General features: G+C 71.1%; 22 protein-coding genes. 6 read left to right on the top strand and 16 right to left on the bottom strand.

Going from position 1 to position 24,043, the window contains the following annotated elements; all coding sequences use genetic code 11:
* Window positions 1-18: 18 nt before the first annotated feature.
* From ACFVYL_RS25585 to ACFVYL_RS25560, 6 genes are all read right to left on the bottom strand, one after another.
* Window positions 19-348, bottom strand: coding sequence for a TadE/TadG family type IV pilus assembly protein (locus tag ACFVYL_RS25585; protein ID WP_389719887.1), 330 nt, complete (start codon window positions 346-348; stop codon window positions 19-21).
* 104 nt (window positions 349-452) lie between these two features.
* Window positions 453-2,075, bottom strand: a complete 1,623-nt coding sequence (locus tag ACFVYL_RS25580; RefSeq protein ID WP_389719774.1) for a CpaE family protein — start codon at window positions 2,073-2,075, stop codon at window positions 453-455.
* Between the two features lie 10 nt (window positions 2,076-2,085).
* Window positions 2,086-2,796: a Flp pilus assembly protein CpaB gene (gene cpaB, locus ACFVYL_RS25575; protein WP_389719773.1), complete on the bottom strand. Its 711-nt coding sequence runs from the start codon at window positions 2,794-2,796 to the stop codon at window positions 2,086-2,088.
* A gap of 106 nt (window positions 2,797-2,902) precedes the next feature.
* Window positions 2,903-3,823 (bottom strand): hypothetical protein, encoded by a 921-nt coding sequence (locus ACFVYL_RS25570; protein WP_389719771.1) that lies wholly within the window; start codon window positions 3,821-3,823, stop codon window positions 2,903-2,905.
* 145 nt (window positions 3,824-3,968) lie between these two features.
* Complete coding sequence (locus ACFVYL_RS25565) at window positions 3,969-4,952, bottom strand: hypothetical protein (RefSeq protein ID WP_389719770.1); 984 nt, start codon at window positions 4,950-4,952, stop codon at window positions 3,969-3,971.
* A 228-nt stretch (window positions 4,953-5,180) separates the two neighbouring features.
* Window positions 5,181-6,512 carry an Nramp family divalent metal transporter gene (locus tag ACFVYL_RS25560; RefSeq protein WP_389719768.1) on the bottom strand — a complete coding sequence of 444 codons (1,332 nt, stop codon included), beginning with the start codon at window positions 6,510-6,512 and terminating at the stop codon, window positions 5,181-5,183.
* A 290-nt stretch (window positions 6,513-6,802) separates the two neighbouring features.
* On the opposite strand from ACFVYL_RS25560, the gene ACFVYL_RS25555 reads away from it, so the two are divergent.
* Together ACFVYL_RS25555 and ACFVYL_RS25550 are read left to right on the top strand one after the other, a co-directional pair.
* A complete protein-coding gene (locus ACFVYL_RS25555; RefSeq protein ID WP_389719766.1) occupies window positions 6,803-8,140 on the top strand; it encodes a M14 family metallopeptidase in 1,338 nt (445 codons plus the stop codon).
* A gap of 177 nt (window positions 8,141-8,317) precedes the next feature.
* A complete protein-coding gene (locus tag ACFVYL_RS25550) occupies window positions 8,318-9,916 on the top strand; it encodes an alpha/beta hydrolase (RefSeq protein ID WP_389719764.1) in 1,599 nt (532 codons plus the stop codon).
* A gap of 24 nt (window positions 9,917-9,940) precedes the next feature.
* Here ACFVYL_RS25550 and ACFVYL_RS25545 read toward each other — a convergent pair whose 3' ends face one another.
* From ACFVYL_RS25545 to ACFVYL_RS25530, 4 genes are all read right to left on the bottom strand, one after another.
* On the bottom strand, window positions 9,941-11,428 hold the full coding sequence (locus ACFVYL_RS25545; protein ID WP_389719762.1) for a GntP family permease: 1,488 nt from the start codon (window positions 11,426-11,428) through the stop codon (window positions 9,941-9,943).
* Between the two features lie 112 nt (window positions 11,429-11,540).
* On the bottom strand, window positions 11,541-11,951 hold the full coding sequence (locus ACFVYL_RS25540) for a RidA family protein (protein ID WP_383331629.1): 411 nt from the start codon (window positions 11,949-11,951) through the stop codon (window positions 11,541-11,543).
* Between the two features lie 7 nt (window positions 11,952-11,958).
* Window positions 11,959-12,735 (bottom strand): IclR family transcriptional regulator, encoded by a 777-nt coding sequence (locus ACFVYL_RS25535; RefSeq protein ID WP_389719760.1) that lies wholly within the window; start codon window positions 12,733-12,735, stop codon window positions 11,959-11,961.
* Window positions 12,732-13,802, bottom strand: coding sequence for a sugar kinase (locus tag ACFVYL_RS25530; protein ID WP_389719758.1), 1,071 nt, complete (start codon window positions 13,800-13,802; stop codon window positions 12,732-12,734). The genes ACFVYL_RS25535 and ACFVYL_RS25530 overlap by 4 nt, the downstream gene beginning before the upstream one ends.
* A 128-nt stretch (window positions 13,803-13,930) precedes the next feature.
* Between ACFVYL_RS25530 and ACFVYL_RS25525 the strand changes: the two genes are divergently transcribed.
* Both ACFVYL_RS25525 and ACFVYL_RS25520 read left to right on the top strand, forming a co-directional pair.
* On the top strand, window positions 13,931-15,226 hold the full coding sequence (locus ACFVYL_RS25525) for an amino acid deaminase (RefSeq protein ID WP_389719756.1): 1,296 nt from the start codon (window positions 13,931-13,933) through the stop codon (window positions 15,224-15,226).
* A gap of 267 nt (window positions 15,227-15,493) precedes the next feature.
* Entirely contained in the window at window positions 15,494-17,110 is a 1,617-nt protein-coding gene (locus ACFVYL_RS25520) for an amidohydrolase family protein (protein ID WP_389719755.1), read from the top strand.
* Between the two features lie 15 nt (window positions 17,111-17,125).
* Here the strand turns inward: ACFVYL_RS25520 and ACFVYL_RS25515 are convergent, their stop codons facing one another.
* The 6 genes from ACFVYL_RS25515 to ACFVYL_RS25490 all read right to left on the bottom strand — a co-directional run bounded on the left by ACFVYL_RS25515 (window position 17,126) and on the right by ACFVYL_RS25490 (window position 22,025).
* Window positions 17,126-17,992: a trypsin-like serine peptidase gene (locus tag ACFVYL_RS25515; protein ID WP_389719753.1), complete on the bottom strand. Its 867-nt coding sequence runs from the start codon at window positions 17,990-17,992 to the stop codon at window positions 17,126-17,128.
* Window positions 17,993-18,137: 145 nt separating this feature from the next.
* Window positions 18,138-18,425, bottom strand: coding sequence for an SCO5918 family protein (locus tag ACFVYL_RS25510; protein WP_389719752.1), 288 nt, complete (start codon window positions 18,423-18,425; stop codon window positions 18,138-18,140).
* A gap of 70 nt (window positions 18,426-18,495) precedes the next feature.
* The gene (locus tag ACFVYL_RS25505; RefSeq protein ID WP_389719750.1) at window positions 18,496-19,905 is read right to left on the bottom strand and encodes a DEAD/DEAH box helicase; all 1,410 of its coding nucleotides are present in this window, start codon (window positions 19,903-19,905) and stop codon (window positions 18,496-18,498) included.
* Window positions 19,906-20,137: 232 nt separating this feature from the next.
* Window positions 20,138-20,341 carry a cold-shock protein gene (locus tag ACFVYL_RS25500; RefSeq protein ID WP_030788646.1) on the bottom strand — a complete coding sequence of 68 codons (204 nt, stop codon included), beginning with the start codon at window positions 20,339-20,341 and terminating at the stop codon, window positions 20,138-20,140.
* Between the two features lie 342 nt (window positions 20,342-20,683).
* The gene (locus ACFVYL_RS25495; protein ID WP_389719749.1) at window positions 20,684-21,040 is read right to left on the bottom strand and encodes a MerR family transcriptional regulator; all 357 of its coding nucleotides are present in this window, start codon (window positions 21,038-21,040) and stop codon (window positions 20,684-20,686) included.
* Between the two features lie 133 nt (window positions 21,041-21,173).
* Window positions 21,174-22,025 (bottom strand): serine protease, encoded by an 852-nt coding sequence (locus ACFVYL_RS25490; protein WP_389719747.1) that lies wholly within the window; start codon window positions 22,023-22,025, stop codon window positions 21,174-21,176.
* A gap of 215 nt (window positions 22,026-22,240) precedes the next feature.
* On the opposite strand from ACFVYL_RS25490, the gene ACFVYL_RS25485 reads away from it, so the two are divergent.
* Window positions 22,241-23,452, top strand: a complete 1,212-nt coding sequence (locus tag ACFVYL_RS25485) for a pyridoxal phosphate-dependent aminotransferase (protein WP_389719745.1) — start codon at window positions 22,241-22,243, stop codon at window positions 23,450-23,452.
* Window positions 23,453-23,533: 81 nt separating this feature from the next.
* On the top strand, window positions 23,534-23,974 hold the full coding sequence (locus ACFVYL_RS25480) for a hypothetical protein (protein ID WP_389719744.1): 441 nt from the start codon (window positions 23,534-23,536) through the stop codon (window positions 23,972-23,974).
* The last annotated feature ends 69 nt before the right edge of the window (window positions 23,975-24,043 follow it).

Raw genomic sequence — 24,043 nt, 5'->3', positions numbered from 1 at the left:
CGTCAGTTCAGGTGGACGTCAGTCGTCCGTGTCCGTGTCGTCGTTCGGCATGGTGGCGTGCTTGGTGACGCTCCAGTCGGAGCCGATGAAGGGGAGCAGGGTCGGGACCTGGACCTCGACGGTGGCGGTCGTGGTCTCGGCGCCGATGCCGACGTCGATGGAAGAGCTCAGGTCGCCGTCCATGGCCGCCGCGCCCGCCGCCTCCCCGGAGTCGCCCTGCGAGGCCGCGCGGGCGGCGGCGCGGGCCCCGGAGCCCGCCTGGTTGGCGGCGTATCCCACCAGGCCGAGCTGGATCGCGGCGAGGCCGACGAGCAGCAGGACCGGCAGGAATCCGGCGAACTCCAGCATGGACACGCCGTGGTCGCCCCACCGGCGACGGCGCCCGCAGGCCCCGTTGGTCCCGGAGGCCCACCCCCTGCGGTCCCGGAACCGCGTAGAGAACCCGAGCCGTCTCACCCGTCATCCCCCTCCTTCGCCGCGCCCGCCTCCCCGTCCACGTGCCACCCGGCGTCGAAGCCCGGGAAGAACACCGGGACGTCCACCGAGACGCGCGCCTTCCAGACCGCGCCCTCGTCCGTGCAGCTCACGGCCGCGCCCTGCCAGGCGTCGGGCAGGTGCTCCTGGGCCGCCGCCGCGCACGCCCCGTCCGCGCCCTCCCCCGCCGCGTACGCCGCCGTGGCCGCCCGAGCCGCCTCGTCCGCCGCGTTCCCGGCGAGGGAGTACGAGTAGCCGTACAGCGCGCACTGCCAGAGGATCGTCATGACGACCAGGAGCAGCGGGAACATGCCGGCGAATTCGAGGGTGACCGCGCCCCGGTCGCCGCCCGCGGCCCTTCTGCGCAGGGCGAGCCCGGAGCGCTTGCCGCTGCCCGCGGCCTCCCCGTCGATCAGGCCGAGTTCGCCCGCGAGGGCCCACAGCGCCTGTTTCACCGAGGAGCGGCTGTCGAGGTCCTGCATACGGCCCGCGTCGACCGCGCCCTGCAGCTCCTTGAAGCAGGCGGGCACGGTGGAGCGGGCCGTCCGCGTGCCGGTGACGCGTTCCACCAGGGAGGGCTGGATCTCCGCGGTCCTGCCGTGCCGGTTGACGACGGTGACGGTCTCCTCCGCCTTGCGGATCTGCAGGCGGTCCCAGAGGCGCACCATGCGTTTGGCGGCGCGGACGGCGACGACGTCGGGGGTGACGAGGAGCAGCGCCTGGTCGGCGAGTTCGACGGCGGTGGCGCTCGCCGAGGTGACGTAGGCGCCGCAGTCGACGACCACGACGTCGTAGCGGGCGCGCAGGGCACTGATGATCTGGCGGGCGACGCGGTCGGTGACCTCTTCGCCGCGCTCGCCCTCGGCGGGGGCGAGGAGCAGGCCGATGCCGGTCTCGTGGGTGTAGACGGCGTCCTGGAGGACGCGGGGGGTGATGTCGCTGATGGCGGCGAGGTCGGCGACGGAGCGCCGGAACTGCACGTCGAGGTAGGAGGCGACGTCCCCGGACTGCAGGTCGAGGTCGAGCAGGGCCGCGGTGCGGCCCGACGCGTTCGCGGCGAGGGCGAGCTGGACGGCCGTCACGGTCGTCCCGACGCCGCCCTTGGCGCCGCTGACCGCGACGACGGTGCCCGCACCGCCGGGCCCCGCGCCGTTGCCCGCGTACAGCTCCAGGCCGCTGCTCCCGCTGCCCAGGTGGCGCCGCATCCCGGTGGACCAGGCGGCGGCGGCCTGGACGCGCTCGGCGAGGGCGTCGTAGGCGAGCGGGAGGCCGACGATGCCGCGTGCCCCGGAGTCCATGGCCGCAGTGAGGGCGCCGGGGCTGGTGTCGGCGGTGATCAGGACGACGCCGACGGCGGGGAAGCGCAGGACGAGGTCGCGGATGAGGTCGAGGGCGGGGACGGGCCCGATCCGCTCGTGGACGAGGACGACCTCGGGCAGTTCGTCGACGGATTCGGCGGCGAGCTGCGCGAGGCTGTCGAGGAGCGCCGTGGAGTCGCCGACGGGCAGCGCGGGTTCGGTGTCGGGCAGCTGGCCGGTGAGGGTGGACAGGGCGCGGGCCGCGTCGGTGTCGCCGACGGCGGGGAGGATCCGAGTGGTCATACGTGACCTCCTACTTGTCCTCGTCGAGGGTGTACGTCCGGTCGCGGGGCGGTACGGTCGCGTCGCCGCCGGCCCCGACCAGGGCGAGCCGGACGTGCGTGGCGAACGACTCGGCGTAGGCGACGCGCTGGGCGTCCGTGGTGCCGAGGGCGAACGTGATGGGCACCGCCTCGGCGGCCCTGCGGCGGGTGCGGTCGTCCTGGTTCGGTTCGAGCGGGGTCAGCTTGCCGACGTCGAGCACCTTGGCGCCCTCCACGATGACTTTGGACTGGTCCGCCGCCTTGTCGGTCTCGCCCTTGAAGGTGGCGTAGATGTTGACCGTCGAGCCCGGTGTGATCTTGCCGGCGACACCGGTCGCCGCGTCGATCATGATGGCGATCTCCTGCTGGCCCGCGCCGAGCCGGGGCCGCCTGACGATCATGTCGGACTGCAGCAGCGAGCCCTTGCGCAGCTGGGTGACGGCGATCTTGCCGCGGATCTCGCCGAGGTCGGTGACGGCGTTGTCGGACAGCCACCGTTCGGGCATCTCGACCTTCTCGAACTGGTCGGAGGTCAGCTCCTTGTAGGGCGCGATGTCGCCCTTGAGCTTGTACGCGGGGACCTCGGGGCCGACCTTCGAGTTCACGTCGCGGATCACCGAGAGGACGCCCGCGAACGCGCCGATCGCGCACAGGACCGACAGGACCAGCAGGATGATGCCGCGGCGCTGGCGTGAGTTCATGGGCCGGACTACCTCGATCGAGTGCGGGTGGCTACGGACAGTGAGCGGGGTGGCGCACGTGCGGTCGTCGGTCGGGTACGAGGTGCGGGCGGGCGGCGGGCCGGTTCTAGGTGGCGCCGGGTGGCAGGGCGGTCGCGCCGCGGGTCACGAGGGCGCGGACCGGCGGTGCGGGCCGTTCGGAGGGCGGCGGCAGGGGCGCGGCGCAGAACGCGCAGCGGTCACCGATGAGTTCGAGGCCGCACCAGTGGCAGTCGTCGCGCCGGACGGACGACACCAGCTGGTAGAGGACGGAGATGTCCGGGATGGCGGCGGCGAACTCGACGAGTCTGCCGGTGGCCCACCAGCGCGCGGACTCGCCGGGCAGCCGCGCCTCGGTGACGTCCTGGGAGCGCCAGGCGGGGGCGAGGGTGCCGGTCACCCAGTCGGGGGCGAGCCGGCCCGGGGCGTAGAGCATCCGGGTGCCGAATCCCGGGCCCGGCAGGTACGCCTCGTCGCCGCTCGACACCTTCATGAGCGAGGGACGCGGCGTGGCGAGGACCGCGAACTGGGTGCCGGGGACCCAGGACCTGGCGTGCGACTGGAGGGTGACGGGGACGCGGTCGAGCTTGGCGACGGAGCCGAGCAGGGCGCCCGCGTAGACGTAGTGGGAGAGGAGCCGGGCGGCGCAGGCGAGGACGCCGGGGCTGAAGTCGCAGACGGACAACTGCCGCAGCTGCAGGGCGAGTACGGCGAGGCCGAGCGGCGGCAGGTCCGAGCGGACGACGGCGATGCGGTCGCTCTCCAGGACCGAGCGGACCGCGTGCAGCCGCTGGGCGACCGTCGCGGGCACGGAGGCGGGGCAGAGGACGATGACGTACCCGTGGTGCTCGATGAGGGTGTGCATCTCGGTGAGCGCCTGGTCCAGGGAGTACGCCCGCGGGGACTGCACGGCCGACTGGAGGACGGCGGCCGACGGGGTGTGCCGGTCGGGCGACGGCAGCACGAGATCGGGGCCGGTGACGGCTATGGCGGTCGGCAATGCGTACACCCCCGGTCCTCAAGCACTCCTGCCTCAGCACCATATCCACGTCATGGTCGCCTCAACACCCAACTTCGCACTGTTCATGTGACAGCGGCGCCCGGCTCCACGCCGGGCGCCGCTGCCGATCGCGGCCGATCGCTGTCGGACCGGATCAGAAGGTGACCCCCGCCCAAAGGAGCTTGTGGTCGGAGTGGAGCGCGTCCGTGGCGTCGGCCCAGTCGACGTGCGTCGCCATCGGCACGAAGAGGTAGTCGATCTTCTTGTTGTCGCCCGCCATCGTGGCCTCGCCGTCCCGGCACCAGAGAAACACCGGGAAGGGCGCGCCGCCGATCACGTCGCCCCAGTGCGGGTTGTTGCCGCAGTGACTGTCGGCCTCCTTGAACTGGCCGGTCGCGCCCCGCCCGTAATCGGAGTGGTAGAAGTTGTCCGGCGCCTGGTGCAGCGGCTCGGCGTTGAGGTCACCGCCCACGAACTTGGTGTATCCGGCGTACGTGGTGTCCAGGATCTGCCTGGCTCTGGCGGACTCCGTGCGGCGCTCGGACTTGCTGTTGTGCGTGAGGTGCACGCTGCACAGGGCCAGCTGCCTGGCGGGAGAGGTCATGCAGAGCATCTCGCGCTGCTCCCGGTCCGCCGAGGTGCCGAGGGAGTGGCCGACGAGCGTCGCGGGGTCGAAGCCCATGTCGCCGCGGACGAGGAGGCCGTTGCCGAAGTCCGTGCGCTGCTCGTCCGGCACGCCCACCGGGTGGTAGCACTTGGTGTTCGGCCCGCCCGCGCTCCTGGTCACCGGGTCGAACAGCACCGTGTACTCGCTGCCCAGCTGCGTCTGCAGCCGGTCCGACCAGTCCCTGCAGGCCTCGTTCAGTGTCATGAAGGCGGGCTTGCGGTCCTGGACGCTGCGCACGAGGGCGTCCGGCGCCTCGTCGCCGTCGTCGCCGTGCTGGGTGTTGCCGCCCGCCATGTTGAACTGGCCGATGGTGTACGACGCCGCGGCCGCGGGGGCCGGGGTGGTGCCGGGATCGGCCGGGGTGGCGGAAGCGGTCGGTCCGGCCCACAGCAGGGCGCCGCCGAGCAGCGCCGCGAGCGAGACGAACGTACGCGCCGCCCCGATCCTTCTTCTGGTGCCTTTCGTCGTCATGATCTCCCCCGTCCGCCCGGCTGAACGGCAGCCGGGCTTGAGTGGCCCATGACACTACTGAGGCCGTACGGGCGGGACAGCGCATGCGGCGGACCGGGCCGGAACTCGCCCCAGCCGGAACCGACAGGTCCACGCCCCGCCAACTCCGGGTTCGGGCCCGGCCCCCCGAAACCCAGGTTGGCCGAACCCGTTCCCCGGAACGCGTGCGTCCCCCGCTCAGAGCCCGTCTCAGAAGAAGCTGCCCCAGTCCTGGTCGGTGATCTGCTTGATGCACAGCACCAGGAACAGCAGGCCCGCCACGGCCAGCATGCCGTTGCTGAGCCAGCCGTTGCGCCACTCCCCGGGCGTACGGCTGGAGTTGAGCAGCCAGACCAGGGTGAGGGCGAGGAAGGGCATGAAGGCCGCGCCGAGTACGCCGTAGAGGATGATGAGGCGGAACGGCTGCCCCTCGAAGAGCAGGATCATCGGCGGGAAGGTCAGCCACAGCAGGTACGCGCGGAACGGCACCGACTTCTCGTGGCTGCCGGACGCCACCTCCTTGCCGGTCGTGGCCTGGTCGTCGGCGCCGACGCGCTGCTTGCGGTAGCGCTCGACGAAGTCCGCGAACATCAGGCTCACGCCGTGCCACACGCCGATCAGCGAGGTGAAGGACGTGGCGAAGAAGCCGACGAGGAACATCTTGGCGGTGGCGTCGCCGTACTCCTTCTCCAGAATGCCGGAGAGCTGGACGAGGCCCTTGTCGCCGCTGGCGATGGCGACGTTGGCGGAGTGCAGCATCTCGGCGCCGACGAAGAGCATGGCGACGACGAAGATCCCGGTGGTGATGTACGCGACGCGGTTGTCGAGCCGCATCACCTTCATCCAGCCGGCGTCGGTCCAGCCCTTGGCGTTGACCCAGTAGCCGTACGCGGCCAGGGTGATGGTGCCGCCGACGCCGCCGATCAGGCCGAGGGTGTTGAGGACGGAGTCCTTCTCGTCGGGGAGCACGGGCAGCAGGCCCGCGAAGGCGTCGCCCAGATGCGGGGTGACCCGGACGGCGAGGTAGACGGTCACGAGGAACATCACGCCGACGAGGACCGTCATGACCTTCTCGAAGACGGCGTACTTGTTGAACCAGACGAAGGCGAGACCGACGACGCCGGTGAGGATGCCCCACCACTTGAGCTCCATGACGTCGGGGAACAGGGCCTGCAGGGGCAGGCCGGACGACGACATCGCGGCCGCGCCGTAGACGTACCCCCAGATCACCACGTAGACGACGAAGAACCATGTCGTCCAGCGGCCGAGGCTGGCCCAGCCGTCGAAGAGGGTACGGCCGGTGGCCAGATGCCAGCGGCCCGCGGCCTCGGCGAGCGAGATCTTCACGACGCAGCCGATGACCGCGGCCCACAGCAGGGTGTAGCCGAAGTTGCTGCCCGCGATGAGGGTCGCGACGAGGTCGCCCGCGCCGACGCCGGTCGCGGCCACGACGATGCCGGGGCCGATGTACTTCCAACTCGACTTCCGCGGCCGGGGGGCCGCCGCGTCGGCGGTGGTGCCACTGCCTGTCGTTTCAGCCATGCCGATCAAGAAAGCGCATCGCCGCCTCCGGCACAAGGGGGTTGGCCGAAGAGAGCATTGACGGGGGCATGCCACAGCCCGACGATGGGCCCGCGCGACCCGCACCGCACGACAGCACACGCAGCACGGCGCGACCGTGCACCCCGCACCGCACCACCTCACGCCCGCACCGCACCACCCCGCGCCCCGCACCGCACCACCGCACGCCCCGCACCGCGCGACCGCGCACCCCGCACCGCACGCCCCGCACGTGTCGCACTGAACACCCCCCCACCCCCTCAGGAGACTTCATGCGACTCCGCATACGCGGCAGGAGATCCGCCGCTCTCGCGACCCTCCTCACCCTCGCCCTGGCGGCGCCCCTCACCGCCAACGCCGCACCGGGATCGGACGACCGGACCGCAGGCAGTGCGGCGACGGCGGCCGACGAAGAAACGCGCCAGTACGAGATACCCCTGCGCGACGACCGCGCCGCGCGCACCGCACTCGCCCGCACCGGCGTCGCCATCGACGAGGTGGACGCCCGCGCGGTGGTCGTGTCGGCGGACGCCCGGCAGGCGGCGAAGCTGCGGGAGTCGGGCTACGAGCTCAGGCCCCTGGCCGGGCCCCCGAAGCGTACGAACGGGCAGGAGGTGCGGGTCAAGGACTTCCCGCCCGCCGACGCGAGGTACCACAACTACGCCGAGATGAACGCGGAGATCGACCAGCGCGTCGCGGCCTACCCGGGCCTGATGACGAAGAAGGTCATCGGCAAGTCGTACTCCGGCAGGGACATCGTCGCCATCAAGATCAGCGACAACGTGGGCACCGACGAGGCCGAGCCGGAAGTCCTCTTCACCCACCACCAGCACGCCCGCGAGCACCTGACGGTCGAGATGGCGCTGTACCTCCTGCGCGAACTCGGCGCGGGCTACGCCTCCGACGCCCGCATCAAGAAGATGGTGGACTCGCGCGAGATCTGGATCGTCCCGGACATGAACCCGGACGGCGGCGAGTACGACATCGCGACCGGCTCGTACCGCAGCTGGCGGCTCAACCGGCAGCCCAACCCGGGCGGCCGCACCGGCACCGACCTGAACCGCAACTGGGGCTACAAGTGGGGCTGCTGCGGCGGCTCTTCGGGCACCCCGGGATCCGAGACCTACCGGGGTTCGGCCGCCGAGTCGGCCCCCGAGGTGAAGGTCGTCGCCAACTTCGTACGCAGCCGCGTCGTCGGCGGCAAGCAGCAGATCAAGGCCGGGATCGACTTCCACACGTACAGCGAGCTGGTCCTGTGGCCGTACGGCTACACGTACAACGACACGGCGCCCGGCCTCACCCAGGACGACCGCGACGCCCACGCCGCCGTCGGCCGGAAGATGGCCGCGAGCAACGGCTACACGCCCGAGCAGTCCAGTGACCTCTACATCACGGACGGCACGATCGACGACTGGCTGTGGGGCGACCAGAAGATCTTCAGCTACACCTTCGAGATGTACCCGCGCTCCGGCGGCGGCGGCTTCTACCCGCCCGACGAGGTCATCGAGCGGGAGACGTCGCGCAACCGCGACGCGGTGCTGCAGCTCCTGGAGAACGCGGACTGCATGTACCGGTCCATTGGCAAGGAGCAGCAGTACTGCACGAGTTGACGGCGGCATCGGCGTGGCTCCGGACCCTCGCGATGGTCCGGGGCCGCGCCTCTGTCACGGCCCGGCCCAGTGGCGTACGCCGCGCCTCCGCCGGCCGTGGGCGGGGGCAGCCCCCATCGAAAGTGGGGGGACAGCCGTAGTGAGCTGGGGCCGCTGATCCACTTAGCGTCTGACGGTATGAGACATATACGGAACGTCGGCCTCGTCCTCGCCGCCTGCCTCGGCGCGGCCCCCGCCGCAACCGCCGCGACCACCGCGACCGCCGCGACCGCCGCGACCGGCACGGCGACCGCCGCCCCGGCGAAGTCCGCGTCCGGGCTGGACCGTTACTACGACCAGCACCTGGGCTGGGGCGGCTGCGCCAAGGACGCGGACGACACCATGGGCCGCGACCTGGACACGGCCGGCGCCCAGTGCGCGGACGTCACCGTGCCGCTCGACTACTCCAAGCCCGGGGGCCGTACGGTCACCGTCGCGATATCCCGGCTCAAGGCCACCGACACCCGCCACCGCATCGGCTCGATCCTGCTCAACAACGGCGGCCCCGGCAACGGCGCCGTGCAGTCACCGCCGGAGTTCCACGCGTGGATGAAGAAGACGGGCCCGCGGTACGACATCGTCGGCTTCGACCCGCGCTTCGTCGGCCGCAGCACCCCGCTGGACTGCGGCTGGAACGTCGGCACGAACCTCTTCTCGGCGGGCCTGAGCCGGGCGAGCTTCGAGCGCCAGGTCGACCTCCACAAGGACCTGGCCGCCAAGTGCCGCACCACCAACGCCGACGTACTGCCGCACGTGAGCACCCGCAACACGGCCCGCGACATGGACGTCATCCGCGGCGCGCTCGGTGAGAAGAAGATCTCCTACTTCGGCTATTCGTACGGCACTTACCTCGGCACCGTATACACCCAGATGTTCCCCGGCCGCACCGACCGCATGGTCCTGGACGGCGCCATCGACCCGCGCAAGTTCGGCCCCCGGCTGCTGAAGGAGGCCGTCGGCGAGAACGAGCGGGCGCTCGCCGCCTGGGCCACCTGGGCCGCCGCCCGGAACGACACCTACCACCTCGGCCGCACCCGCGCCCAGGTCCTCGCCACCGTCGACCGCGTCATCAAGAAGTCCGCGCGCGGCCCGCTGTCCGTCGGCACCGCCCCGGAGAGCTTCCGACTCGACGACACCCAGGTCCCGTTCGTCCTCCTCGCCGGGCTCGACAGCGACACGGACGCCTCCCGGGCGTCCCTCGGCGAGCATGTGTCCGTGCTGAACAGGGCCGCGGCCGGGCATCCGACCAAGCTCTCGCCGCAGTTCACCGGGCTCCTGCGGCTCGCGACGACCGGCGACCAGTCGAACATGGGCAGTTCGCAGACCGCGGTCATCTGCGGGGACAAGGCGGCCCCGCGCGACCCGGAGGTCTACTGGCGGGACATCCAGCGCAGCCGCGCCGCGTACCCGCGCTTCGGCGCGATGAACAACAACATCGGCCCGTGCGCCTTCTGGGACCGGCCCCTTGAGAAGCCCACCGCGGTGAAGCACGACGCCGAGGCGATGATCGTGTCCGCCACCGGCGACCCGCGCACCCCGCACAAGGGCGCCGTCGCCCTGCACGGCCTGCTGCCGAGCTCCAAGCTGATCACCGTCGAGGGCGCCAACCGGCACGCGGTCTACGGCCTCTACGAGAACGCCTGCGTCGACAACCAGGTCAACCGCTACCTGGCCACCGGCAAGCTGCCCGCAGGCGACCGGGCCTGCTCGCGGCAGACCGGCGGGGCGAACCGCTAGGGGTCCGGTCCCTTCTGACGGGCCCTAGACGAACAGACTCAGCAGAGCCGCGACCGCGAACCCGGCCACGGACAGCACCGACTCCAGCACCGTCCACGTCTTCAGCGTGTCCCGCTCGCTGATGCCGAAGTACTTCGCGACCATCCAGAAGCCGCCGTCGTTGACGTGCGAGGCGAAGATGGAGCCCGCCGAGATGGCCATGATGACCAGGGCGGTGAACGCCTGGGAGTAGTCGCCCTCGGCGAGCAGCGGGGCGACGATGCCCGCCGTCGTGACGATCGCGACCGTCGCCGAGCCCTGTGCGACGCGCAGGATCAGGGAGAGCAGGTACGCGAGCACGATGATCGGCAGGCCCACGTCCTGGAAGGTGTCCGAGATGGCGCCGGCCACGCCGCTCGCCTTGAGGACCGCGCCGAAGATCCCGCCCGCGCCGACGACCAGGAGGATGTTGCCGACCGGCTTGAGGGAGGCGGTCGAGACGGTCTCCAGGGACTTGCGGGACCAGCCGCGCCGGATGCCGAGCAGGTAGTACGCCATGAGCAGGGCGATCGTCAGGGCGACGAAGGGGCTGCCGAAGAACTCGACGACGCTGCGGAACGTCGAGGGGTCGAAGGCGATCGAGGAGAACGTCGCGAGGAGGATCAGGACCAGCGGCGTGCCGATGATCGTGAAGACGATGCCCAGCGGGACCGGCTTCTCCTGCGGAGCCACGCCCGCCGCACGCTGCTCGGCGACGACCGCGGCCTTCGCCTCGTCGGCGGCCTCGACCATGTCCTGCGGCACCGGCACGAAGATGCGCTTGCCGACCCACGCGGAGAACGCCCACGCGGCGAGCACCGCGGGGATGCCGCAGACGATGCCCATCAGGATGACCCAGCCGAGGTCCACCTTCAGGAGCCCCGCGGCGGCCACCGGACCGGGGTGCGGGGGCAGGAACGCGTGGGTCATGGAGAGACCCGCGAGCAGGGGGAGGCAGTAGAGGAGGATCGACTTGCCGCTGCGCTTGGCGGCGGCGTACACGATCGGCGCGAGGACGAAGATGCCGACGTCGAAGAAGACGGGAACGCCGAAGATCAGACCCGTCAGGCCCATCGCGAGCGGGGCGCGCTTCTCGCCGAAGAGGCCGAGGAGGCGGGAGGCGAGGACCTCGGCGCCGCCGGAGACCTCCAGGATCGCGCCGAGCATCGTGCCGAGGCCGATGATGATCGCCACGTGGCCGAGGATGCCGCCCATGCCCGACTCGACGACCGAGACGGCGTCGGACTTCTGGACGGTGCCGAAGAGTTCGGTGACGGAGAGGCCCGCGGAGAGCCCGACGACTATGGAGACCGCGAGGAGCGCCACGAAGGGCTGCAGCCTGACCTTGATGATCAGGAAGAGCAGGAGCAGGATGCCGAGCGCGGCGACGGTCAGCAGACCTGGCGTGCCGTCGATCAGGGCGAGCAGGCCGCCGGTGTGAGGTGGCGTCTCGGCGGCGGGGGCGGCCGCGAGCACGGCGTGGGACGGGGACATCGTTGACCTCGTAAGTGCATGGGGCTTTCGGAGCAGGGGGGATCGCGGCGCGGCGCCCCGGAGTGGAGCGCCGCGCCGTGACGACGTACGGCTTGCTGGGTGTGGATGTGTGTCAGCCGAGGACGGCGAGCGCGTCGATCTCGATGAGCAGGCCCTTGGGCAGGCCCACGTAGACGGTGGTGCGGGCGGAGGCGGGGGCCTTCAGGCCCTGCTCCTCGAAGTAGGCGTTGTAGATCTCGTTCATCTCCGCGAAGTGGTCCACGTCCGTGAGGTAGACGCGCATCATCATCACGTCGTCCCAGGTCGCGCCGCCCTCTTCGAGGATCGCCTTGACGTTGGCGAACGTCTGCAGGGTCTGCTCGCGCAGGGTCGGGCCCGCGGGGGTGGGGGCCTTGCCCTCCTCGGCGGGGAGGAAGCCGACCTGACCGGCGACCTGAAGGATGTTGCCCTTCTTCACGCCGTGGGAGAACTTCGCGGGCGGGGTGGTGTGGGTGGCCGGGGTGAGTGCGGTCTTCTCGGTCATTCGCTGATCAGGCTTCCTTGAGAGGGACGGTCTTTGCGTCAGGCGCGGCGCCCGAGTACTCCCGGCTGATGGCTTCCGCCGTGCGGCGGACCAGCGGGAGGAGGGTGAGGAGTTCCTCGGCGGTCACGACGACATTCGGTGCGGAGACCGACATGGCGGCGACGACGCGCCCGTCCGCACCGCGGATGGGGGCCCCGATGCAGTTGATGGACTCCTCGTGGCCACCGAGGTCGGTGGCCCAGCCCTGTTCGCGCACGGCGGCCAGCTCCCGGAGGAACGCGGCGGCGTTGGGCGTCGAACGGGACGTGTAGGTGGGGTAGTCGAGCTTCTCCGCGATGGCGCGGCGCTCGGCTTCGGGGAAGTCGGAGAGCAGCAGCTTGGCGACGGCGGCGACCGTGATCGCCACCGGCTTGCCGATACGGGAGTACATCCGCACCGGATAGCGGCTCTCGACCTTGTCGATGTAGAGGACTTCCTGCTCCTCGTAGACGGCGAGGTGGACCGTGTGGCCGCACTTCTCGTTGAGGGCGAGGAGGTGGGGGTGGGCGATCTCGCGGACGTCGAGGCTCTCGACGGCCTGCTGGGCGAGGGCGAAGAGGCGCGCGCCGAGGCGGTAGCGCTGGTCGGACTGGCGGAAGACCAGGCCGTGTTCGTGCAGGGTGCGCAGCAGCCTGAGCGCGGTGGACTTGTGCACGTCGAGCCGGTCGGCGACCTGGCCCAGGTCGGCGGGGCCCTCGGCGAGAAGCGGCAGGATCGAGAGCGCGCGGTCGACGGTCTGGCTCATGGGGTACGTACCTCCTCCTCGACCTCGTTGTCCGCCGGGACGCGGTCCGTCCAGCCGGGGCCGAGACGCAGTGTCCCCCAGGCGGCGTCGTCCAGGCCGGCAAGGCGGTCGGCATGAGTGCGGGCAGGGGGTGTGGCGAGGTCGCCGGGGACGGTGAGCGCGGCGGCGGCCATCAGGTGGCCGTGGCGCAGGCACCGGTCGGCGGGCAGGTCGCGCAGGGTGGCGGAGAGGAATCCGGCGGCGAAGGCGTCCCCGGCGCCGACCGGCGCGACGACGTCCACGTGCAGGGCGGCCCGGAAGACGGGGTCCTCGCCGTGCCGGAAGACGGTGGCGCCGCGGCTGCCCTGCTTCACGACGAGGGTGGCGGGCTCGGGGAGGGCGGCGCGGACGGCGGCGGGCCCGCCGGTCACACCCCAGGCGGCCGCGGCCTCGTCCTCGCCGACGAAGACGAGGTCGGCGCCGCGGGCGAGGTCGAGGAGGACGCCGGGGCCGTCCCCCGCGTCCTTCCACAGGCCCGGCCGGTGGTTGACGTCGAAGGAGACGAGCGGGCCGCGGTCCGCGCGCCGGGTGCAGAGGCGGCGTACGAGGGCGAGGCAGTCGGCGGAGAGGGCGGGGGTGATGCCCGAGAGGTGCAGGATGCGGGCGGCGGTGAGGGCGTCCTCGTCGACGGAGCCGGGCGCCATGGCGGAGGCGGCGGAGCCGGCGCGGTAGTAGACGACCTCGTGGGCGTCGGTGTCGCGGTCGTCGGCGGTGCGGAAGTAAATGCCGGTGGGGCGGTGCGGGTCGCGGCCGACGGCGGAGGTGTCGACTCCGTAGCGGCCGATGGCCTCGACGAGGTGGTCGCCGAAGCCGTCGGCGCCGACGCGGCTGACCCAGCGGGTGGTGTGTCCGGCGGCGGCCAGGGCGCAGGCGACGTTGGACTCCGCGCCGCCGATCCCGCGGTCGAAGGAGGGCACGTCGGCGAGGCGGCCGGGCCGGGCGGGCAGGAACGTGACCATGGACTCGCCGAGTGCCACGACGTCCACCACTGCCTGCGCGGCCGCCCGTGCGGCTGCCTGTCCGGTCACGATCTTCCAGCCCCTCAACCGACTCTCCGGATCCGTTGACCCGGCGTTGGCTCGGATGTTAGACAGCAGTAAACGACATACGCAATGACCGTTGCATATCATGCAACGCATTCCTGGAGGAGGCGCCCATGGCCGCCGACAACGCCGTCGAACGTCCCGCCGACCCGCTGGCCGCCCTCGCGGACGAGCGGCTCGACCACCGCTTCAAGGGCCTGCCTCCGGACGCCGAGGGGCTGACGGTGGGCGAGCTCGCGGCGCAGCGGCGCAACCTCTTCACGGGCGGCTTCACCACCCCGGTCCTCGCGCTCTCCGCCGAACGCCTTGAGCACAACCTCGCCCTCATGGAGACGTACGCCGAGCGGCACGGCCTGGCCTTCGCGCCGCACGGCAAGACGTCGATGGCCCCGCAGCTCTTCGCCCGCCAACTGGAGCGCGGGGCCTGGGGCATCACGCTCGCGGTCCCCCACCAGGTGCGCGTGGCAAGGGAGTTCGGCGTCCCGCGGATCTTCCTCGCCAACGAACTCGTCGACGCGGCGGCGCTGCGGTGGCTGGCCGGCGAGCTCGACGCGGACCCCTCCTTCCGCTTCATCTGTTACGTCGACTCCGTACGCGGCGTCGAGCTGATGCACGCCGCGCTCAGCGAGGCGGGCGCGAGCCGCCCCGTGGACGTGGTGGTGGAGCTGGCGGCGGGCGACGGCGCGCGGACCGGCGTACGCACCGAGGCGGAGTGCTTCGAGATCGCCACCGCCGTCGCGAGCGCCGACACGCTGCGGCTCGTCGGCGTCGCCGGGTACGAGGGCGAGGTCCCTGACGCGTCGAGCGCCACCGTCACGGCGTGGCTGCGCCGCCTGCTCGCGCTCCTCGTCGACTTCGACAAGTCCGGGCACTTCGCGGATCTGCCGGAGGTCGTGCTCAGCGCGGGCGGCAGCGCGTGGTTCGACACGGTGGCCGCCGTCTTCGCGGAGCTCCCCGAACTCTCCCGGCCCGTCCTGAAATTGCTGCGCTCCGGTGCGTACGTCTCGCACGACGACGGTCACTACAGGCATCTGACGCCGTTCAACCGGGTGCCGGAGGAGGGCGCGCTGGAGCCCGCGTTCCGGCTCTGGGCCCAGGTGGTGTCCCGGCCCTCCGCCGAGCAGGCGTTCACCAACGCGGGCAAGCGGGACGCGGCGTACGACCTGGACCTGCCCGAGGCGCAGGTCATCCGCCGGGACGGCACGGAGCGCCCCGCGACCGGGGTCACCGTCACCGGTCTCTCCGACCAGCACGGCTGGCTCCGGACGACTCCGGAGGCGGACCTCGCGGTCGGCGACTGGCTCGGGACGGGGCTCTCGCACCCGTGCACGGCGTTCGACAAGTGGCAGCTGATTCCGCTGGTGGAGGGGGATGGGACGGTGTCGGACTACATCCGCACGTTCTTCTGACCGGGGGGTCTGTGGCGGGTGCCCTGTCCCGCCGCTCCGCGGCGGATGTATCCCACCCACCCACCCGTTTGCCCCGCGACGTCCGGTGGGAGTAGGAGCACCCCCACCCACCCCCTCGCCGCCGACGGCGGGCCCGCCCCACCCAGGCCACCCGCACCCGACGACGAAACCCGCACGGGTGGTGCGGGTGGGAACAAAAAAGACCCGGCCGGAGGCCGGGCGCACCAAAACCCAGCTGCAGCCGAACGCAGAGGAAAGGCACCTCCCATGGACCTGGTGATCCGAGACGCCCGCGTCATAGACGGCACCGGAGGTGCCTCCTACCGCGCCGACGTAGGCGTACACGAGGGCAGGATCACGGAGATCCACCGAGAGGGGGAATCAAAGGGCCCCCGCCCCACAGGGCAGGCCACCCTCGACGCCGAAGGCCTCGCACTGGCGCCCGGCTTCATCGACATGCACGCGCACAGCGACCTCGCCCTCCTCAGGGACCCGGACCACTCCGCGAAGGCCGCGCAGGGCGTGACCCTGGAGGTCATCGGCCAGGACGGACTGTCCTACGCCCCCGTCGACGACCGCACGCTCGCCCAGGTCCGCCAGGCCATCACCGGCTGGAACGGCGACGGCAGCGACATCGACTTCACCTGGCGCACGGTCGGCGGCTACCTCGACGCCCTCGACACCGCCCACGGCGGCCGCGGCATCGCGGTGAACGCCGCGTACCTCATCCCGCAGGGCACCGTCCGCATGCACGCGCTGGGCTGGGACGACCGCCCGGCCACCGCCGCCGAGCTGGACCGGATGAAGGAGCTCGTCGCCGAGGGGATGCGGGAGGGCGCCGTCGGCATGTCGTCGGGGCTCACGTACACGCCGGGCATGTACGCCGACGACTCCGAACTCACCGAGCTCTGCAAGGTGGTGGCGGCCCACGACGGCTACTACTGCCCCCATCACCGCAGTTACGGCGCCGGCGCCCTGCAGGCGTACGAGGAGATGGTGAACCTCACCCGGACCGCGAACTGCCCCCTCCACCTCGCGCACGCCACCATGAACTTCGGCGTGAACAAGGGCAAGGCGCCGGATCTCCTTGCCCTCCTCGACGACGCCCTCGCGCACGGGGCGGACATCACCCTGGACACGTACCCCTACACCCCGGGCTGCACGACACTCGTGGCGATGCTGCCCAGCTGGGCGAGCGAAGGGGGTCCCGACGCCATCCTCGCCCGCCTCCGGGACGACGAGACCTCCGAGAAGATCCGTCACCACATGGAGGTCATCGGCGCCGACGGCTGTCACGGCGTACCGATCGAGTGGGACACGATCGAGGTCTCCGGCGTCTCCGACCCCGGTCTCGCCTCCTGCGTGGGCAAGACCATCGCCCACTCGGCCGCCCAGCGCGGCGAGGAGCCGTGGATCACCGCCCGCCGTCTCCTCATCAACGACAACCTCGGCTCGACGATCCTCCAGCACGTCGGTCACGAGGAGAACGTGCAGGCGATCATGCGGCACCGGGTGCACACCGGCGGCAGCGACGGCATCCTGCAGGGCTTCAAGCCGCACCCGCGCGCGTACGGCACGTTCCCGCAGTACCTGGGGCGCTACGCCCGCGACCTCGGCGTCCTGTCCCTGGAGGAGACCGTCGCGCACCTCACCTCGCGGCCCGCGGCCCGGCTGCGCCTGCCCGACCGGGGCGTCGTCCGGCAGGGCTACCGCGCCGACCTGGTCCTCTTCGACCCGGAGACGGTCGCGGCGGGCTCGACGTTCGAGGCGCCGCGCACCCTGCCCGTCGGCGTCCCGCACGTCCTGGTCGACGGCAGGTTCGTGATGCGGGACGGCCGGCGCACGGACGTCCTCGCGGGACGCGCCGTACGCCGGACTCCCTGAGGCGGCGCCTGTCGGCTACCTGGTGGCGGCCGGGCGGGGCAGCTTGCAGCCCTTCCGGCCGAGGTCGATCTTGCCGGCCTTGCCGACGCACGGCACGATCCCGTACGTCTCCTGGGCGTAGTTGATGCCCTTGCGCACGGTCACCCGGCCCTTGCGGTCGATCTCACAGGGGTTGTTGAGGGTGCAGCGCTCGCCGTCCTCGTTGCCCGTGTTGTTGACCGCGGTGACCTTGCCGGTCTTGCGGTCGATCACCGGCGAGCCCGAGGTGCCGCCGATGGTCTTGCACTCGGGGGTGTAGCGGACGGAATCCTTCCAGGTCCACTCACCCTCCTTGATGCGGTGGACGAACCCGTCGATGCGGCAGCTGTAGGTCTTCTTCCAGAAGCCGGAGACGACCGTGATGGGCCGCCCCTTCACCGGGTGGCCGTCCTCCAGCTCCAGCGGCTTGATCTTGTACTTCTCGGTGATGTCGCGGTAGCTGCTGGTGAGTTGGTAGAGCGTGATGTCGGTGTCCGTCATCGTCGCGTACGACACCTTGGACGCCTTGAGCGTGGCGACCGCGTTCGCTTTCGCGTCCAGCAGCTTGAAGGTGCGGGTGGACGGCTGGTCGACGATGACCTCACCGGCCGCGGGGAACCCGGACTCTATGCAGTGGCCGTTGGTGAGCACGAGTGCCGGGTCGCCCGGTTTGGACTTGGGTGTGCGCACGACCGAGCCGGAACAGTTGCTGAGCGCCACCGTCCCCGCGAAGTCGACGGCCTTGGTCTTGGCCTGTGCCTGCCGGTCCTGCTGGCCGTTCCCCGCGAACGCGGGTACCGCACCGCCACCGGCCAGTGCGAGGGCGAGCAGCCCGCCCGCCACCGCTTTGCTCGTCTGTCCCATCCGTGGAACCCCCCTTACGACGTACACCAGTCGTACGTATGTCAGGGGCATTCTTGAGGTCACTGTGCAGCCGGGCAAGGGGTGGGAGCTCTTCCCTTTCACCCACGGGGTGTGATGCGCCGCGGACCCCCGGGACAGGGGAGTCCTAGACGACCGAGGTCGGCCAGGGCGCCGGGGCGGGCTCGGGGGCCACGGGCACGGGAGCCTGCCGGATCGTGAAGCCGAGGCCGGTCAGCGCCCTGATCACCTCGCCCGCCGAGAAGTCGCGGCGGTCCTGACGCGTGATGACCTCCCCCACCTGCTTGACCGGGTAGTGACGTCGGCCGATGATCACGGACTCGCCCGTGATCGGCTCGGGCTTGACGCCCTTCATGACCTGCTCCACCTCACTCTTGAACAGGTCGAACGGAAAGCGGGCGATGACACAGCGCATGGTGCCTCACAGGGGAGAGGGTCGGTGGTCGGACGGGGGCACCGGCGCGGGGAGCCGGCCGGGCCCGTGGTCAGGCTGCGTTGTCGCTCCGCGAGCGGGCGGCGTAGGCGCGGCGCGCGCGGCCGTCGCGGGGACGGCGGCCGCGGGACGTGGATCCGCCGCGGTGGGAGTCCTGCTTGGGCGGCGCCGCGATGGTGACCGGGATGCCCGAGGGAGCCTTGGCGCCGGTGATACGCGTCAACTCGGCCTCGCCGGAACGGACTTGCGCGGTGTGCGGCCGGATACCGGCGGCCGTCATCAGCCGCGTCATGTCGCGCCGCTGCGCCGAGGTGACCAGGGTGACGACGCTGCCCGAACCACCGGCGCGGGCGGTGCGGCCGCCACGGTGCAGGTAGTCCTTGTGGTCGGCGGGCGGGTCCACGTTGACGACGAGGTCGAGGTCGTCGACGTGGATGCCGCGGGCGGCGACGTTCGTGGCGACCAGCGCGGTGACCTGGCCGGACTTGAACTGGGCGAGCGTGCGCGTGCGCTGGGGCTGGGACTTGCCGCCGTGCAGGGCCGCCGCGCGCACGCCGCTGCTGAGCAGGTGCGTGGTGAGCCGGTCGACCGCGTGCTTGGTGTCGAGGAAGAGGAGCACCCGCCCGTCCCGGGCGGCGATCTCCGTGGTGGCGGCGTACTTGTCGGCGCCGTGGATGTGCAGCACGTGGTGTTCCATCGTGGTGACCGCGCCCGCCGACGGGTCGACCGAGTGGACGACCGGGTCGCTGAGGTAGCGGCGGACCAGGAGGTCGACGTTGCGGTCCAGGGTGGCCGAGAACAGCATGCGCTGGCCGTCGGGCCGTACCTGGTCGAGGAGCTCGGTGACCTGGGGCAGGAAGCCCATGTCGGCCATCTGGTCGGCCTCGTCGAGCACGGTGACGGCGACCTGGTCCAGGTGGCAGTCGCGGCGCTCGATGAGGTCCTTGAGCCGTCCGGGCGTCGCGACGACGACCTCGGCCCCGGAGCGCAGGGCACCGGCCTGCCGTCCGATCGACATGCCGCCGACGACGGTGGCCATGCGCAGCCTGAGCGACCTGGCGTAGGGGGTGAGCGCGTCCGTGACCTGCTGGGCGAGCTCACGCGTCGGGACGAGGATCAGCGCGAGGGGGCGGCGCGGCTCGGCGCGCTGCCCGGCGGTGCGGGTGAGCACCGCGAGGCCGAAGGCGAGGGTCTTGCCGGATCCGGTGCGCCCGCGGCCCAGGACGTCCCGGCCCGCGAGGGAGTTGGGCAGCGTGGCCGCCTGGATCGGGAAGGGGGCGGTGACGCCGAGACCGGTCAGGGTCTGCAGCACCCCGTCCGGCAGACCGAGCGCGGCGAAGTCCTCGACGGGCGGGAGCGCGGGGGTGACGGTGACCGGCAGCGCGAACTCTCCCTGGAGCGCGGCGGGGCGGCGCCCGGAGCTCTGGGGACGTCGGCTGTTCGTGCGAGTTGAGCGGTTCAAGGAGAACCTTCCTCGATGCGGCGCGTATCGAGGAATTCGACCGGCACGACCGGTGCCGAGAATCGCAGGAACGGCCGGAGAAAATAAAATACATTCCCCGCCGGGACGGAATTATTCCGCGTCGGCGGGTGAAAAGCGGGGAAACAGGGAGCGTCTTCCCCGAAAAAACAACGAGCTGGGGCCCGCACCCAAGGTGCGGGCCCCAGCTACGTAGTACGCGTGAGCGTCAGCGTCAGGCGGGAACGATGTTCTCGGCCTGCGGGCCCTTCTGGCCCTGCGTGACGTCGAAGGTCACCTTCTGACCCTCCTGCAGCTCACGGAAGCCCTGGGTGGCGATGTTCGAGTAGTGAGCGAAGACGTCGGCGCCGCCGCCCTCCTGCTCGATGAAGCCGAAGCCCTTTTCAGCGTTGAACCACTTCACGGTGCCAGTAGCCATGTCATATCTCCTTCGGGGCAGTGCCCGGGAGCCCGCACTGTGCGCACTCCGCGTCGCCGCGATGATTACCCCGTCCGGAAATGACCGGCAATACAAAGTGCCCCCGTCGGCACATAAAGCCAACTGGAGCACTTGGAGTCTCTGGGAACCACAACTGCAACTGATATCGACAGTAGCACGGCATCGGCCGCGGCGCGCGTTTTTCCATATCGCGTCGAAGCCGTCGGCGCGGCCGCCGGATATTCTGCCGCGCACACCTCAAGGAATTCTGCTTTTGCCGTCACAGGTTTGCGCAGTCACGGGGCACAGCGTTTCGCGCCCGGCGCCCTCAAGGACAGGCCCTCAGGACGGCGCAGCCCCTTCGCCCCCCTGGTCGCGCCCCTCGTCCCCGGGCTCGCGGCGCAGCGCCTCGTTGAGACGGAGCGCCTCTTCGAGCTGGTCCTCCAGGATGACGATGCGGCAGGCCGCTTCGACCGGCGTGCCCTGGTCGACGAGGTCCCGTGCGCGCGCGGCGATGCGCAGCTGGTAGCGGGAGTACCGGCGGTGGCCGCCCTCGGAGCGCAGCGGCGCGATCAGCCGGGCGTCGCCGACCGCCCGGAGGAAGGCCGGCGTGGCACCGATCAGCTCGGCGGCCCGGCCCATCGTGTAGGCGGGGTAGTCGTCGTCATCGAGGCGCTCGGGGCCGTGCGAGGAGGTCACCGGGGAACGCTACCAACGGGGTATGCACATGTCTGCTTCGGCCGTGACAGATATCCGCCCCGTCCCGGGCGGGGGCGGGCACCACGAGGTGTCGGCCCCGCCCGGGAGTGGGGAACCAGGAACTATCTGGTGGCTACTTCACGCCGGACGGCTTGGGCAGCTGGCAGCCCGCGCGGTTCAGGTCGATCTTGTTGCCGGCGCCGACGCACGGCACGATCCAGTAGGTCTGCTGCGCGTAGTTGATGCCCTTGCGCACCGTGACCTTGCCGTTCTCGTCGACCTCGCACGGGTTGTTGTCCGTGCACCGTTCACCGTTCTCGTTGCCGGTGTTGTTGACGGCGACGACCTTGCCGGTCGCGTCGTCGATCACCGGGGAGCCCGAGGTGCCACCGATCGTCTGGCAGGCGGGGGTGTAGCGGACCGAGTCCTTCCAGGTCCAGCTCCCCTCCTTGAGGCGGTACGCGAAGCCGTCGACGTTGCACTTGTAGAGCTTCTTCCAGTAGCCCGAGGCGACGGTGATCGCCCGCCCCTGCTCGGGCCGCGCCGCGTTCAGCTCCAGCGCCTTGATCCCGTACCGGCTCTCGATGTCGCTGTAGGTGCTGGTGAGTTGGTACAGCGAGATGTCCGTGTCGGTCATCGTGCCGTACGCGACCTTGCTGGCCCTGACCTTCCCGGCGTTGCCGCCGGAGGCGTTGAGCAGGGTGAAGCTGCGCGTCGAGGGCTTGTTGAGGACGACTTCGCCGGGCGCGGGGAAGCCGCTCTCCAGGCAGTGCCCGTTGGACAGGACGAGCGCCGGGTCGCCGGGCTTCGAGTCGGGCACGCGGACCACGGAGCCGGAACAGTTGCTGAGCGCCACCGTTCCCGCGAAACCGACGGCCCGGGCCTTCGGCTGCGCGGGCCGTTCGTCGCCGACGGCCGCCGCGGGCGCCGCCGTCGCTCCGAGAAGGAGGACGGCGAAGCACGCACCGACGAGAGGCTTCTTCATGTGGGGGTCCCCTCTGATGATGACTGTGTGACCGGAGTTCTTACGGTTTTGTCATGCGCATTGTTGAGGGCTCCGGCCGCCGGGACAAGACCACAAACGGACACAACTGACCGCTGAGAGAACATCCCCTCGCGCTCCCCACGCCTCCCCCGGGCGTCCCCCTTGTGTCCCAAAACACGGAGCGGCCCGTCCGGCCCGGCCGTAAGCTCGCGGACATGCAGGTCATCCAGTCGACGAAGCTCTCCAACGTCTGTTACGAGATCCGGGGCCCGGTGCTCGAGGAGGCGATGCGGCTGGAGGCGGCCGGACACCGCATCCTCAAGCTCAACACCGGCAACCCCGCCGCCTTCGGCTTCGAGTGTCCGCCCGAGATCCTGGAGGACATCCTCCGCAACGTCGGCGACGCCCATGGCTACGGCGACGCGAAGGGCCTCCTCGCCGCCCGCCGCGCGGTCGTCATGCACAACCAGACCCTGGGCATCGAGACCGACGTCGAGCACGTCTTCATCGGCAACGGCGTCTCCGAGCTCATCGTGATGGCCATGCAGGGCCTGCTCGACGACGGCGACGAGGTCCTCGTACCGGCGCCGGACTATCCGCTGTGGACGGCCGCGGTCTCGCTCTCCGGCGGCACCGCCGTGCACTACCGCTGCGACGAGCAGGCCGACTGGATGCCGGACCTCGCCGACATCGAGCGCAAGGTCACCGACCGCACCAAGGCGCTCGTGATCATCAACCCGAACAACCCGACCGGCGCCGTCTACAGCGACGAGATGCTGCGCGGGCTCACGGATATCGCGCGCCGCCACAACCTGCTCATCTGCTCGGACGAGATCTACGACAAGATCCTCTACGACGGCGTGACGCACACCGCGACCGCCGCCATCGCCCCCGACCTCCTCACCCTCACCTTCAACGGCATGTCGAAGGCGTACCGCGTGGCGGGCTACCGCGTCGGCTGGATGTCGATCTCCGGCCCGAAGGCGCACGCCTCCTCCTACATCGAGGGGCTGACGATCCTCGCCAACATGCGCCTGTGCGCGAACATGCCGGGCCAGCACGGCGTCGTCGCGGCGCTCGGCGGACGGCAGACGATCAACGACCTGGTGCTGCCGGGCGGGCGCCTGCTCGAACAGCGCGACACCGCGTACGACCTGCTGACGCAGATCCCCGGCGTGAGCTGCGTGAAGCCGAAGGGGTCGCTCTATCTCTTCCCGCGGCTCGATCCGAAGGTCTTCAAGGTCAAGGACGACCGGCAGATGGTCCTCGACCTGCTGCGCGCCGAGAAGATCATGGTCGTGCACGGCACGGGGTTCAACTGGCCGGAGCCCGATCACTTCCGCGTCGTGACGCTGCCGACGGCGACGGATCTCGCGGAGGCGGTCACGCGGATCGGGAACTTCCTGGACGGCTACAGCCAGCCGTGACGGCGGGCGTTTGTTCCGGACTCAACTTTAGACAGGATCTAAGCTAGGATGGCTTTCAAGCAATCGTTCGGAGGTCATCCCATGTACGAGCCGATCCGCACCAAGTCGGTCCACTCGATGGCCGACGACGCCGGCTATCCGCACCGCTCGCGCGAGGAGGAGCTGGACATCCAGCTCGCCGGACACCTCGCGGCCCTGCTCGCCCTCACCGACGAGCTGCGCGCCCTGTCCCCCTCCGCCGACCTGGACGACGCCGCCGAGCAGCTGTCGTACCAGGTGGCGCGCCTGCGCGGTGGCGTGCTCCCGCCGCGTTCCGCGGTCGCGGCCGCCGTGCTCCCCCACAGCTCAACGGGTGGGGAGTCCCCCCACCCGCACCTCGCCGCCCTGCACCGGCGCGCCCACTCCCTCGCGGGCCGCGCCCTGGTCGTGGCGGCCTCTCGCGCCGACACCGCGGCGGCGATCCTGGCCGCCGGGCGCATGGACGCCCACGCGGACGCCACGCGCCTGGTCGGCGCCTCCTGAACGGCCCCGGTCCGCGGCCGGGAAGGCCGCGGACCGGGCGCCACCAACGGCGGCGGCACTGGGGGTGCG

Origin of the sequence: Streptomyces sp. NPDC058308 (assembly GCF_042880275.1) — a bacterium.
Lineage (GTDB): Bacteria > Actinomycetota > Actinomycetes > Streptomycetales > Streptomycetaceae > Streptomyces.
Note: the sequence above shows the minus strand (reverse complement) of the source record. Positions and strands in the feature narration are given on the sequence as shown.